The 13,776-nt window shown below is 53.3% G+C and carries 12 protein-coding genes and 1 pseudogene; 4 read left to right on the top strand and 9 right to left on the bottom strand.

Annotation, left to right across the window (positions count from 1 at the left end):
* Positions 1 to 285, top strand: a 285-nt coding sequence (locus MKD38_RS29520; RefSeq protein WP_290369644.1) for an IS4 family transposase, incomplete at its 5' end; no start/stop codon positions are given.
* A gap of 205 nt (positions 286 to 490) precedes the next feature.
* On the opposite strand, the gene cysC is transcribed toward MKD38_RS29520, so the two are convergent.
* The 9 genes from cysC to nodB all read right to left on the bottom strand — a co-directional run bounded on the left by cysC (position 491) and on the right by nodB (position 9,475).
* A complete protein-coding gene (cysC, locus tag MKD38_RS29515; protein WP_232348030.1) occupies positions 491 to 1,087 on the bottom strand; it encodes an adenylyl-sulfate kinase in 597 nt (198 codons plus the stop codon).
* Between the two features lie 161 nt (positions 1,088 to 1,248).
* Positions 1,249 to 2,970, bottom strand: coding sequence for a nodulation protein NodU (nodU, locus tag MKD38_RS29510; RefSeq protein ID WP_012354659.1), 1,722 nt, complete (start codon positions 2,968 to 2,970; stop codon positions 1,249 to 1,251).
* Between the two features lie 14 nt (positions 2,971 to 2,984).
* Entirely contained in the window at positions 2,985 to 3,608 is a 624-nt protein-coding gene (gene nodS / locus MKD38_RS29505; RefSeq protein ID WP_012354660.1) for a nodulation methyltransferase NodS, read from the bottom strand.
* Between the two features lie 90 nt (positions 3,609 to 3,698).
* Positions 3,699 to 4,292: a NodA family N-acyltransferase gene (locus MKD38_RS29500; protein ID WP_012354661.1), complete on the bottom strand. Its 594-nt coding sequence runs from the start codon at positions 4,290 to 4,292 to the stop codon at positions 3,699 to 3,701.
* A 108-nt stretch (positions 4,293 to 4,400) separates the two neighbouring features.
* The gene (locus MKD38_RS29495; RefSeq protein ID WP_081479546.1) at positions 4,401 to 5,126 is read right to left on the bottom strand and encodes a sulfotransferase; all 726 of its coding nucleotides are present in this window, start codon (positions 5,124 to 5,126) and stop codon (positions 4,401 to 4,403) included.
* 103 nt (positions 5,127 to 5,229) lie between these two features.
* Positions 5,230 to 6,018 (bottom strand): ABC transporter permease, encoded by a 789-nt coding sequence (locus tag MKD38_RS29490; RefSeq protein ID WP_012354663.1) that lies wholly within the window; start codon positions 6,016 to 6,018, stop codon positions 5,230 to 5,232.
* A gap of 3 nt (positions 6,019 to 6,021) precedes the next feature.
* Entirely contained in the window at positions 6,022 to 6,936 is a 915-nt protein-coding gene (gene nodI / locus MKD38_RS29485) for a nodulation factor ABC transporter ATP-binding protein NodI (protein ID WP_012354664.1), read from the bottom strand.
* Between the two features lie 63 nt (positions 6,937 to 6,999).
* Positions 7,000 to 8,352 carry a chitooligosaccharide synthase NodC gene (gene nodC, locus MKD38_RS29480; RefSeq protein WP_012354665.1) on the bottom strand — a complete coding sequence of 451 codons (1,353 nt, stop codon included), beginning with the start codon at positions 8,350 to 8,352 and terminating at the stop codon, positions 7,000 to 7,002.
* A gap of 412 nt (positions 8,353 to 8,764) precedes the next feature.
* A complete protein-coding gene (gene nodB, locus MKD38_RS29475) occupies positions 8,765 to 9,475 on the bottom strand; it encodes a chitooligosaccharide deacetylase NodB (protein WP_012354666.1) in 711 nt (236 codons plus the stop codon).
* A gap of 175 nt (positions 9,476 to 9,650) precedes the next feature.
* Here nodB and MKD38_RS29470 point away from each other — a divergent pair, with 175 nt between their 5' ends.
* The 3 genes and pseudogenes from MKD38_RS29470 to MKD38_RS29460 form a co-directional block, all read left to right on the top strand.
* Complete coding sequence (locus tag MKD38_RS29470; protein WP_012354667.1) at positions 9,651 to 10,583, top strand: LysR family transcriptional regulator; 933 nt, start codon at positions 9,651 to 9,653, stop codon at positions 10,581 to 10,583.
* Positions 10,584 to 11,046: 463 nt separating this feature from the next.
* Positions 11,047 to 12,678: a nif-specific transcriptional activator NifA gene (nifA, locus tag MKD38_RS29465; RefSeq protein ID WP_012354669.1), complete on the top strand. Its 1,632-nt coding sequence runs from the start codon at positions 11,047 to 11,049 to the stop codon at positions 12,676 to 12,678.
* Between the two features lie 86 nt (positions 12,679 to 12,764).
* A pseudogene (locus tag MKD38_RS29460) lies at positions 12,765 to 13,776 on the top strand (IS3 family transposase); the annotation flags it as partial.

The following is a 13,776-nucleotide window of genomic DNA, read 5'->3' as shown; positions in this document are numbered from 1 at the left end:
TGGCGCATCGCTCGGTTGATGCGACTGGGTCGAACTTGCCCGGACCTGGATGCAGGGCTGCTGTTCGAGCGCGATGAATGGCGCGCGGCATTCAATCTCGACAAGAAGAAGCCGCCGAAGACGTCACCGCGTCTGAATGAGGTCGTGCGCTTGGTCGCTATGCTCGGCTGCTTCCTGGCGCGCAAAGGCGACGGCGAACCCGGAGTCAAGACTATCTGGCAAGGCCTGCAGCGAGTGGTGGATTTCGCCGCCGGTCTTCGGTACGCCCGTGAACTTGACGACTGAGATGTGTGTAACCAAATGCGCTAAAGGTCGGCTTCTGTCGCCCACTGCCAAAACTTAATCACAGGTAGTCTTGGGTGGCGTATACGCAAAACTCCTTTTGGGGTGTGAGGTGCATTTGCGTCTTCGACGCGAGACACTTTTAACCCCCGAGGGGCTTGATATAGGGTCGGAATCACACTATCAAGTTCCAACCTTCTCAACATATTTAATGACGAGACACCCAGTCCAATACCATATTGGCCCCTTCATCGATAGACATTGTGCATGTGTCGATGAAGATATCGGGACTTGTTGGTCTTTCATATGGCGAATCAATGCCGGTGAAGTTTTGGATCGCCCCCCGTCTGGCAAGTCGATATAGTCCTTTAGTGTCGCGAGCCTCTGCTACGGCCAATGGTGCGTGAACGTAAACTTCAGCAAAGACATGTTTCCCCGCAATTAACCTAGCAAGCTCTCGGTCGGAATGGAAGGGTGAGATAAGGCATACAAGCACTACGATGCCGGCGTCGGCCATAAGTTTGGCAACTTCAGCCACGCGCCGAACATTTTCGCGTCGATCCTCCTTGTCAAAGCCAAGATCTTTGCAAAGGCCACGCCTGACTGAGTCGCCATCAAGAATATAAGTGAGCCGCCCGCACGCATGCAGGGCTGCCTCAAGCCGGTCGGCAATTGCCGATTTCCCTGCGCCGGAGAGGCCTGTGAACCAGAGGATGGACGGGGCCTGACCAAGCAGTTGCGCTCTCGATTCCGGACCGACTCCGAAGTCGTAGATGTAAAGGTGAGGAGTGCGAGCATCGCTCATCATATTTCGTATACGTGTGTGAAATTGGACTTTGCAAACAACACGGGCGCCCGGCTTGCAAACGCGTCCTGCGAAGTCCACGTGCAAATTGGGCGAAGCTAGTTGAACGTCTACCTCTGAAACGCGTAGCTACGTCGGGAGCGATGTCGCCAATATCGGGTCTATGCTCCTTTGGAACGCACTACTGCTTCGTCCACATTCAATGTTGTGCTGCTTCCTTCCGTCTTTCTCCAAAGAATACCCTCGAACCAAACTTGTTCCACGCGCCCCCATTCACAAGCGGAAGCAGCGTCGGGGAAAAATCCTCGGCCGTGGAAATTCGCGCTTGTGTTGCAGAGCAAAGGAATACCTGTTAGCTTCTCATATTCGACCAAAAGCTCTGCTACGGGATGTTTAGAACTTCTATGGATGGTTTGCAAACGAGCAGTACCGTCAAGATGCACGACCGCAGGGATCTTGTCACGCCATTCCTTACGCGTTAGATGGTCGAAAAGCATGTAGGGGTCCGGAGTACCAGGCTCAAAGATGGACATTGCCTTATCCTCAAGGCATATTGGCGCCACCGGACGAAAATGCTCTCGATGCTTGACATCGTTCAGAAGATGTTTCATTGCAGCCGAAGTTGGGGCTGCCAAAATGCTTCTTCCGCCCAAAGCCCGAGGGCCCAATTCGGCACGACCGGCAAGAAAAATGACTGGCTTGTTATCTGCAAGTATGCGGGCGAGTTCCGAAATCGTGCACGGAAACGCAGTCCATCCCGGAGGGACGACGCCAAGTTTTGCGGAAGGCCCGCTATACACGGACCATTCCAACGGTATGAATCCCTGGTCCGCAGCCATCGCACAGCAAGCCGCACCAATTGCCGAGCCGCTGTCGTTGGGGAACGGAGGGACCCATATTGCAGCGAATAAGCCACTTTCACGTAATGCGCTATTCCATTTGATGTTTAGCGCACATCCCCCAGCAATGCACAGGTTTTGCGGAACTTGTATTGAATGACGCTGCAGCGCCATTCCGATTTCATGAACGAGAAGGCGCTCGAGGAAGACGTGAAAGGAGGCAAGCACATCTTGGTGAAGCTTCCCTTCAAGTCGAGGCACGCTAGCTTCGAAAAAATCACGGACGGGTTTCAACGAGCCTTCAGGTGCCCTAATATTCGCACGATAGCTGCGCGCCAACTCGCTGTTACCAGCGAAGTGATCGTCGTAAAGGCTGTGAAATACAGATACGATACTTTCATCGACGGACCCGAGCCCAATATAAGCCATGAGCTTGCCTGCCACGCCGAGATCCCATTCTGCTCCGCCTAGTTTCTTATAGGGACCAAAGTAGTGACCCGCCGCCGCATAGATATGGCCAACGAGGGGGAAAAGGCAGTCAACGCGGCGTGCCCCATCACGCTGCACATGGTAGAGCCTTGGGACGATGCCGCCATCCCAAACCAGACAAAGGGCGGGTTGCTCCTTTTGTGCAAACGGGCTGGTGCAGTATGCGGCCGCTACGTGCCCTGACACATGAGGAAAACTCTTGTACGGAAATGAACCTTCGCCGACCACCAAACCGTCGCCGTCAAGGGAGGCAAGGAGGTGATTGGCGTCGCTCTCAGCATACGGTGCGCCCTTTAGACTCATCGGAACAGATCCACTACGGACGTGGAATCTAGACTCCACGTCTCCGTCCCAGCCATCAATGACGAACTGGTCGATATCCACAGCGTTCAGCCCATGTTCCGCCAAAATGAGAGCGATTTCCTCAAGGTTCTCGATTTCCTGATAGCGCTTATTGTTCTCTCGCTTCTCCTGCTCGATGCAAAAAATCAATTTCCCATCTTCTACCACGGCGATGGCCCCGTCGTGCGTTAGCTTGATCCCGCAGATCCGCATGCTATTTCCTCTTTCTAACTCGGTAAACGTGTGTGTTGTGATTCGTCCGGAGATTTGCGAAATCGTGCTAGCGAGCAACCCTCAGTGAGCAATTGTCCTTTGCATTCAACGTGCTCAACTTCAGTCAACTCTTCTCTGAGCATAGCAAGCACAGTTTCTGCACCAGCAATGTGGCCCCATCTCCGGCAACTGTCGTCATGTGACGATCCGAATACCAACTGTCCGGCCGGCGCAAGCATTCCTGCGAGATTTAGAATCGTAGAACGCATTTCTTCAAGGTTATCCAAATAATAGAGAACTTCAGCGACCACGATTAGATCGAACTTGTCATGTGTCGAGAACTCTTTGACGTCTGAAACGATCCACGTAGTGTTCGCTGGCTCCTTCAGTCGTTCGCGAGTACGAGCTATCGCTTGCGGAACAACATCTATGACTGTGAGCCGTTGGCAGTGGTCCAAAAGTTTCTCCGTGAATGTCCCCGCAGCACATCCCACTTCGAGCGCATTAGTGACTCGGCCCTGCGCGAGTGACAATCGAAGCATATGTCTGTGACGTTCCTGTTCGTAAGGATTAGTGTCGAGGCGCCAGGGGTCATCTGTACTTAGTTCACGACGCAGCAATTCTAGGTTTGAAAGCATGGGAAAATCTTTCGGTTCCTAATAGTGGACCATAACGTAGGCTTCCTTCTGCTCGAAGATCGCCTACCAATCAATCCAGTAGAACTGTCTTCATAGCTCGGGTCCGTTGCGTTCGATTGTTTCGCCGCTTGGCCATTCTTGCAACGAACTGTTAATTGGCATAACCACGACGAGGACATCCTCTACCCGAGTAGACGGCAAATCCAAGTGGACGTTCGAGAGAGTTGAGCGCACACGAATTCCTTCGATGATTGTTCCTAGTCCATGTCGGCACAATCGGGAAAAGTGAGTTTTCAACTCGTGCCTGACGGTCCCGAAAGCGAACGGTATGCGAAGCTCTTGAAGCACGGGGTACATTGCGCGGATGGAATGGCTAATTCCGAATCCTTCAAGGTCCGGCCGAACTCCGTATAGACCTAGTTCGGCCACAAGCACATCGGCTGAATTTACCTTGATGAATCGTCGAAGTGCACCCATGTGTGCCGCAATCCCTTGAGAATCGTAAGCTATGGCGCGGAGCTCAGGCCGTGCGCCTGCCCAACTTCGACCGCCACTAAACGGCTTCGCATTGAAAGGCCCTGTCGGACCGTAGGTCGCTTTGAAAAACTCAGCCAATTCCAAATGGTCGGAGAGTTCAAGATCATTTTCCCAGCGTAGTTTCCACTGAACTTTTGGCGACGACATAAAAGTAACCTATTGGAAGAGTAATAGGCCAACCACAGTCACCTGGCGACCAATTAATTAAGTTGAGGCACAAAACTACGCATTGCTCGTGCGATGGTTTGAGCCATTCTAGGCTTCGAAATAGCTTGTATGCGGCCCCCCGCTGAAATGGCGCTTTAGCTCCACGAAGTTGCATACCGTCTCTCGCAGAGGTCGCATTTCCTGACGCCGAAGGGCCGTGCGTACTGAGCATGCGTGCGGAGATGTTCCAAGGAAGAACCAAATTGCGTCGAGGCAGGGGGCTGGATCGCGCAGTAGATCCTCATAGTCGATAGTCATAATCCGATCTCGCTGAAAGGAATTCGCGACGAGAGTGTGGAAGTCGTCAGCGATCCTGAAGTAGGCTTCGCATTCATCGATGGTCAACGTTACGTTGGGTGGAACGGCCAAGGAGTGGCACGTACCGTACTGTAGCCATTGACCACTTGTCCTTGCCTGAACGAGGGATCGCAGCGACTCCAGAGAATTTCTGCGGACAAATATCGCGCGAAGATGTGGCCAACCGATCAAGGTTTCAAAGAATCCTGGCCGCTCGCGGAACTGCGGTTGGTTAATCTTGCAGCCAACGTGGGTGAGCGCCGTCTTTCCAGAGCGGGTAGGGTAATATTGATAAGCTAGCTCAAGAAGGTCCCTATCGCTACGTAGGAGTCGGCTATTATCTGGCCAGTTCATATCGTACGGATTGAGCAATTCTCCGTTGCTCGACACATTTGGATGCAAATTCAGCAATTCTTCCAGATAGTGCGTACCTGTTCTGGGCATCCCAAGGATTACGAATGGTGCGGCTGTTGGCATGATTTCGCTAAAGAGTTGCACAGATATACATCAAGTGGTTAGCGGCGGTAGAAGGATTTGACCTATATTCAAATTCATCCTGGTCAGAGTGTCGATGCGATCATCAAGACATCAGACGCCGGCGAACAAGGTTTGTCGATAGGAAGAAGGGCACTATTGCGTAAAGGCAAAGTACGGACACATGCAGACCGACGCTCGCCGACGGGCGTCCAAGCATCGCGGGGCGGATGAGTTCGACGGAATGGGAAAGTGGAAGGGCTCTCGAAACAAGATGAAGGGCCCCTGGCAACTGTTCTACTGGGAAAATGACACCACTCAGGAAAAGCATCGGTGTGAGGACAAGCGTTTGGTAGAACACAAAGTAATCGTAACTCGGCGCAATCGCGACGAGGACCATAGCAAGGCTTGCAAATGCGAAGCCAGTTAGAACAATGACCGGTATTAGTAAAAAAATATTCGAGAGATCGGCATAGCCCAATGTTGCGGCAACCCCAGCCACCGCGGTGCCTGCCAATAGGGCTTTGCTGGCCGCCCACGTCATTTCACCGAGTACGACGTCGCCAACCGTAAGCTTTGTGCACAGGACTGCTTCCCACATGCGCTGCGTGTGCATCCGAGAGAAGGCCGCATAGATTGTCTCGACCGTTGCGGAAGTCATTGCACTCGCAGCAACCATACCGGCTGTCAGAAACGAAATATATGCAGATCCTTCAACGTGATCTATCAGTACCCCAACTCCGAAGCCAAGGCCGAACAGATACATCATTGGATCTGCAAGATTGCCAATTAGGGAAACGAGAGCAGCCTTCCGCCATGCTAAGAAATTACGGCGCCATACCGTACGCCAGTTCCAAGCGTTCGCGGGCAAAGTCATCATGAGTACGTCACGCATTATTTATTCCCTGATCTCACGTCCGGTTAGCCGCAGGAATACGTCCTCCAAATTTGCGGGGCGTTGTAGGACGCGCAGGCCAGAAAGCTCGCGTAAAGGTACCCGAATCTGTTCCAAATCGGAGGCGTAGCAGAACAGCGTCTCGCCGCTTACCTCGGTGCGGGGACCGTAGGGTGCTAGTAATGAACGCAGCTCGTGTGGTTTGCCGCCATATACTTCTAGCACTTCGGTACCGATTTGTTTCTGGACCAGACCCTGCGGAGTTCCCTCAACGAGCTTGCATCCGTCCTCTATTACGCAAAGCTGGTCGCACAACCGCTCCGCCTCTTCCATGAAGTGAGTAGTGAGAAGAATAGTCTTGCCCTTCGTTAGCAGCGAGCGTAATCGCTCCCAAATCAGGTGGCGCGCATGAGGATCCAAGCCGGTTGTGGGTTCGTCCATTACCAGAAGTTGGGGATCATTGATCAGGGCGCGCGCGATAGTCAATGCCCTTTTCATGCCGCCTGACAGTTCCGTGACGCGAGCATGGGATTTTGTTTCAAGATGCGCGAACTCAAGCAGAGATGGAATCGCCGCCTCGATCTCGGCTGTGGTCATGCCAAAGTAGCGTCCAAAGACAATCAGGTTCTCGCGTACCGTAAATCCTGGTTCCAGATTGTCGAATTGCGGAACTACGCCGATGCGAGCGCGAGCTCGGCGTGCTCGTATTGGTACGGGCTCTCCCAAGACTGTGATCGTGCCGCCGTCAGGCATTGCCATTCCCAGAACCATTCGAGCAATCGTGCTTTTACCAGCGCCGTTAGGGCCCAACAAGCCAAAGCATTCGCCAGTTTTCACACAAAAGGATAGATCATTGACGACAGGCTTGCCGCCATATGACTTTCTAACGCCGGAGAACTCGATCGCTGCGGTGGACATGAAGCTCGGGAATAAAAGTGTGTTGTTGTCTACTGAAGGAAGCTCGAACAAGTAATATCTATCCTACTCGGTATAATATTCATTTCCCGATGTCACGCACGTAGAGGGCAAACATTTATTACCAGTAATTTCAGAACGAGAAGTTGAATGCGTTTCGCCAGCTGTATATTTTTCCGGAGATTCCGATGATGGATAGACGGACTTATCGTGCGAACTGTTTAATGCCTCGCCTCGCGACAGCCAATCGCTATTTCCGAGCGTGCACAATGCGTAGGCCTTCACCGGAAGTAGAAGGAACAGGTTGATCAGGGTATGCGCCGAGAATCCAAAAAATCTCAGCTGTCGAGCGCGAATAGCCGCTACGGTGGACCGAACGAACGTCATTGAGGCAATTGTTATGCACGCCGGCCAAGGAATTGTTGCCGTCATCACAAACTGTGCAAGTCCACTGATGACTGAGATCGCTAGCAATAGCGAACCAACGTTCTGCGCAAGGGTGTCCAGCGTAAGAAAGCCATTGAGGTGGGGCAACAGACGTAGCGAGAGGAGCGTGTCACGGTATGTGCTGCGTGCCCACCGGAGCTGTTGTCGAAGATACGGTATGAGCTTATCTGGCACAACAGTAGCCGCGATAGCGTTAGGAACATACTCTGTTCGATAGCCTGCAGTCAGCATGAGAATCGTCAAATGGCGATCTTCACCAAAATCACTTTGCTTGCCCCGGAAGAACTGGGTTTCGTATTTGTCAAGAAGACGAAGAAGCGCGGAGCGACGGTATATCGCACAAGGACCGCAGCAGCACATAACGGCGCCAAATCTTCCCTGAGCCGCTCGCTCCTCGTTACATGCGAGCCAGTACTCCATGTCGATCAATCGAGTCAACCACGACTGCTTTCGATTACTGGCTGTCAACTGTCCCATGGCGGCACCAATCGATCTGTCCCGCATCTTGAGTACAAGGTTTTTTACGACATCATGGGCCAGCGTCGTATCTGAGTCGACGTTAAGTATGAGCTCTCCATACGAGGAACGTATTGCGGCGATCTGTGCTTTACGTTTACCCACGTTCTTGGGAAGAAGAATAAAGTTAAACCTCGGATCTTCCTCATAGTCCCGGTAGACCGCGCCCAACGCATCACGGTTACTTGAGCCGTCATCAATTACATAAACGTTCAATACTCCGGCATACTCCTGCTTTGCGATTGAAGTAAGGCAAGCTCTGAGCGTGGCCGGGTTTTCGTTGAAGCAGGGCACAATAACGTCGACGTCCGGCCGCCATTCCGGATCAACGACCTTGGTTGACGCAGGAGTACACCGTGTTGGTCGACTATGCAGAACCTGTGCGCTCTTATAAATGGTGGATAGGAGTGCGTACAATAAAACAGAAGTCGTGTTGATTGCGGCCGGAATATTCATCTTTGTCGTTTTGTCAGGGGGGCGTTAAGAAATTTTCAGATTACAAGACTACGCTGATCCGCAAAGAGAATCAGATGAAAATCCGAGGCGAGTTATGAGCGCCATTTAAGCTCAGATCGACGCGGTTCGGTTGGAAGCACGCGACGTCTGATGTATAAATTTCGGAACTGAGGCGCGGCGAGTACAATATGAGGTAAGAGAGCCGGCTGCTTGATTTGATGTTAGCGTTAGGAGCAATGCCTACCAATGGGGAAAGGCGGGGACTTGGTTCAGTACTATCTGTTTCTTGTGTCAGTAATTCCTGATGTACTCACGTCCGACGAGATGAACTTTTGATAAATGTTCCCTAGAAGACGACCCAGGGGTAGTGGAGAACACATTCGTCTCGGGGTCTATGTGGGATAACAGGTTCTTAGGCAGTCCGTACTGGATTGATCTGTCCGCGTAGTTTGGGCAGTGAGCTGATCACAAAGTTACGTTCCTTCAACGCCGAAATTAGCCGAGGAAGCGCCCTCACGGTTTGCTCTCGTGATGCTGTGTACGGGCGTGATGCCAATTCGTTCGGTGGACTGCCATCATGCAATAGCACGATTGCCCCCGGCTCTACGGTCGCCAAGACCGTATCGACAATCAGATCAACTCCCGGGCGGGCCCAATCTTGAGGGTCTACCGACCAGTGAAGCGGTGTAAGACCTGCATTCATTCCTTCGACGCATACTTCAGGAGTCCATATTCCATACGGTGCACGCAAGAAACGCACAGCTAGGCCAGGGGAGGCCTTGGTGATGATTACATTCGTATCGAGTATTTCGCGTCGCAACACATCGCGGTTGCATTGGGACAGATCGAGATGCGTCATCGTGTGGTTGGCAACTTCGTGTCCATCGGAGATCATTCGCCGAATTAGCTCCGGATGTTCCGCTGCGTATGCTCCGAGGACGAAGAACGTGCCGGGGACATGAAATTGGCGCAATATGTCCAAGATCTTCGGTGTCCATGTCGGATTCGGCCCGTCATCGAATGTAAGAAAAACCTTACGTGGTTTGACTTTGGCATCACGTTCTCGAATTTTCCTCGGCCAAGACAAACGTTCCGATGGTTCGCTGTGCACCTTTTCAGCCATGATTCGTTACGTTACCTTTGTGGTTTGCACGCTATGCCTTCGGTCTCAAAGTGCGCCGTCCGCAATGGGACACGGAGATCTGCTAATCGTTAGTCGCCACAACTTTGCGTCAGCGGCGCAAATTTGTACAATCGATTGTTTCGATATCAATCATCGATGATGTGGATGGCTCCATATGCGCTTCAAAGGCCTTGACCTGAACCTTCTCGTCGCACTTGACGCACTCATGACGCACCGGAATCTGACAGCCGCGGCGCATAGCATCAACCTAAGTCAGCCCGCTATGAGCGCAGCTGTCGCGAGGCTGCGAGACTATTTCAGTGACAGTCTTTTTGTTATGCGTGGGCGGGAGTTCGTTCCGACTGCTCGTGCGATGGAACTTGCCGGTCCCGTCCGTGAAGCACTATCGCACGTCCAGCTCTCGATCATTTCGCGTGACGTATTCCTGCCATCTAAGTCGAAACGACGTTTCAGAATTTGTCTTTCGGACTTCATGACACTTGTCTACTTTAAGAAGGTCATGAAGCGCGTCGCATGCGAGGCGCCTTCCGTTAGCTTCGAGCTATTCTTTCCTGACGATGAACCTGGCGAATTGCTCAGACGAGGCGATGTTGATTTCCTGATACTACCGGAGTTGTTGTTGAGTGATACACATCCCAAGGCGCGTCTTTTTGAAGAGAAGCTTGTGTGCGTAGGTTGTCCGACAAATAAGCAGCTGTCCCGAAGACTCGCTTTGGAAAAGTACATCTCGATGGGGCATGTGACTGTAAGGTTCGGACGTTCACGCCGGCCCTCGATAGAGGAGTTTTTTCTCCTTGAGCTGGGATTCAAGAGACGGGAAGAGATTGTTGTACCAACCTTTGACCTGATCCCACCGATGCTGTCCCGTACCGATCGCATCGCAACACTGCCACTACGACTAGCTCAGTATTTTGGCGAAGTGGTTCCTTTGAGGATTGTCGATGTACCGCTGCCACTTTCCTCGTTTACGGAGGCTATCCAATGGCCTGCGTTACATACCGGCGATCCAGCAAGCATTTGGATGCGCCAGGTGCTATTGGAAGAGGCAAAAAGTTTGGCTAGTGTTGACGCGAAGAAGTCTGACTGATAATCGATGTCCGGGCAGTCACAAGAGGTGCCAATTGTATTCAATCTCGTAGGTATTGAGATCCCTTCAATCCAGCAGGGCACAAGTTTCAGAACTACGATGCACCGGCAGATGAGGCTCTACCCATACTTCGCGCGCTTTCTACCCCTGTTGGTGTGCAACCCCTCATATGAGGCGTTAAGCATAAGACGACCTCGATGGTCGGAGCGACGTCAACGCAGGATTGTGTTAAAGGCGCCGTTTTTTCAGTTAGTATCCTATGCGCGCACAGAGAGGCGTTGTTGTCCTCCGTGTCCCTCCGACATCGCCACTGCGATATTGTCCGTTTGTTGACATTGTAGATGTCCGCCCACTTGGCGGCATCGTTCGAACTTGCCATAGCGCGCAGCAAACTAATGTGTCGTTGTGACCTAGTCGTGTTTGCTGACGGCGTTTGACGAGCCATCCCGGGGAGTTTAAATCCATGCCGCATTTCTATGCTAACGATTTCGATTTGGTGTACGAGGTAGTGCAGACACTAGTTTCGTCGCGGGATGCTGAGCAGACGTTGGACAGATCCTTACGGCATCTTTCGTCTGCGCTAGGATGGCGCTCCGCCTTCATAGCCGTCGCGGAGCCGGGTGGATATCTAGCTGGTTTTTGTTCCACGGGACTTTCGGAGGGCTGGCGCGAGCGCGTACGCTTTCTTCCCGATGAGGGAGTCGTGGGCCGCATTCATTCAAGTGATTCGCCTATCATTGTCCCTGAGATTCACGACGAACATTTTCTCGCGGACCGCTTCGGAACTGCTAATGAATTGGACGGTGATCATATCGCTCTCCTGGGAACTCCTATCCGGCATGAGGGCCGTCCGCTCGGGGTGCTGGTCGCATTTTGTGAGAATCGAGACGGAACGCGCGCCTTTGCTAACGATCTTCAACTTATGAAAGTTGTTGCAGCGCCGATGGGGCAAGCGCTGCTGCTTAATCGCGAGGCGATGAACAAGGGCGGTTACAGGGAACAGGTATGTAGACGTCCACAGAAGGAGCATCATCCTTTGCGCAATATAGAGAACGCGGTAGGCCATTCCCCATCGATGCAGAGGGTGTTTGCGCAAGTCCATCAAGTCGCCCCGGCGAGGGCGACAGTACTCTTGCGCGGTGAAAGCGGAACGGGAAAGGAATTGATCGCACGCGCAATCTATAGCTTGTCTCGGCGTAATGATCAGCCATTCGTTTCGGTGAACTGCGCGGCGCTTTCAGAGACTCTCCTGGAGAGCGAACTGTTTGGCCATGAGAAGGGAGCGTTCACGGGGGCGCAATCGCAACGGAAAGGTAGATTCGAACTAGCGCACGGCGGCACACTATTTCTCGATGAAATTGGCGATATCTCACCGTCCTTCCAAGCGAAGCTGTTGCGGGTTCTGCAAGAAAGGGAGTTTGAGCGCGTAGGAGGGGCCACGCCTGTAAGGGTTGATGTGAGGCTAATCGTTGCGACAAATCGCAACCTCGAACGGATGGTCAAAGAGGGTGAATTCCGAGCAGATTTGTATTATCGCATTAATGTGGTAAGCATTCGTCTGCCACCCCTACGTGAGCGCCGCGAGGACATCCCGGCTTTGGCGCAATACTTTTTAGATCGATTCAACCGTGACAACGGCAGGTCGCTGCGCTTCACAGAAGGAGCATTGAGCGTGCTTTCGGGTTGCTACTGGGCCGGTAACGTACGTGAGTTGGAGAACTGCGTTGAGAGGACCGCGACGATGGCACTCCACGATTCCATTGATCGGCTCTCATTCCTGTGTGAGATGGATAAGTGTCTAACCCAAGGATTGCATGACATCGAGCGCGAAGACGCCGTACGTCCGGGCCGATCGGCAAACGCTGCAGCGAGCGAGGAGATCACTCCTACAGTCTCCGTAGATGCAGGTCACGAGAGCGCCAGATTTGCCCTGCCCAGCAGGAACGATAGACCTCAAGGCGAGAGAGAGCGACTCATTTGGGCCATGGAGCGCTGTGGCTGGGTGCAGGCAAAAGCGGCGCGGCTCTTGGGTATTACGCCACGGCAGATTGGCTACGCGCTGCGTAAGAACGGGATCGAGCTTCGCCGTTTCTGATGGCAGAATATCGCTGCCTGCGGTGGTCTAATGTCCTTGGACAGGTCGATAGGAGGATAATCCGTAATCGACGAGTGAAAAGATAGATGACAAGAAGGCGCCGACAATTTGACGCCAGCTTCAAGCTGGAAGTAGTACGGATGGTACGAGACCAAGGCCTATCGGTGAGCGAAGTTTGCCGGTCGATGGAGCTTGGTGAGTCGGCCGTTCGGTGCTGGATCGCGCAGTATGATGCGGAGTGCGCTGGTGGACCTGGGGTGGGAAAGCCGCTGACGGCAGAACAGCAGCGCATCCGGCAATTGGAGGCGGAGAATCGGCAACTGCGCGAGGACAATGCTCTGCTAAAAAAAGCGTCGGCCTTCTTTGCACGGGAACTAAAGTGAGCTACCGCCTGGTAGCCCATTTGCAACAGGAGGCCGTATCGGTCAGTGATGCCTGCCGGGTATTGCAGGTGAGCCGCTCCGGCTACTATGCGCACCGCCGCGCCAAGCCGAGCACGAAGGCTCTGCAGGAGCAGACCCACGTCAAAGCGGCGTTCGCTGCCAGCGGCGCGAGCTACGGCAGCCGGCGTGTCATGCATGCGCTGAGGGCACAAGGGCTGCGCCTTGGCCGGTACCGGATTCGTACGCTGATGCGCGAGGCAGAGCTGCGCACGAACTGGAAGCGTAAGTTCGTGTCGACGACCAACAGCAAGCACGCTCTGCCAGTGGCCGAGAACGTGCTGGATCGTCAATTTGACGTGGCTGAGCCGAAGCGGGCCTGGGTGTCGGACATCACCTATGTCCGCACGGCCCAGGGCTGGCTGTATTTGGCTGTCGTGCTGGACTTGTACTCGCGCAAGGTCGTGGGCTGGGCGATGGCGCCGACCATGCCGACGGACCTGGTCATGTCGGCGCTGACCATGGCGCTGCAGCAGCGTCGGCCAGGACCAGGACTGGTGCTGCACTCGGACAGAGGCAGTCAGTACGCGAGCGCAGAGTATCAGGCTTTGCTGAGACGGCATCAGATCGTTTGCAGCATGAGTCGAAAAGGCAATTGTTGGGATAACGCGGTGATGGAGCGGTTCTTCCTGAACCTGAAGATGGAGCGCGTGTGGCG

The sequence above is a fragment of the Cupriavidus sp. WGlv3 genome (assembly GCF_023952475.1).
Lineage (GTDB): Bacteria > Pseudomonadota > Gammaproteobacteria > Burkholderiales > Burkholderiaceae > Cupriavidus > Cupriavidus phytorum.
Note: the sequence above shows the minus strand (reverse complement) of the source record. Positions and strands in the feature narration are given on the sequence as shown.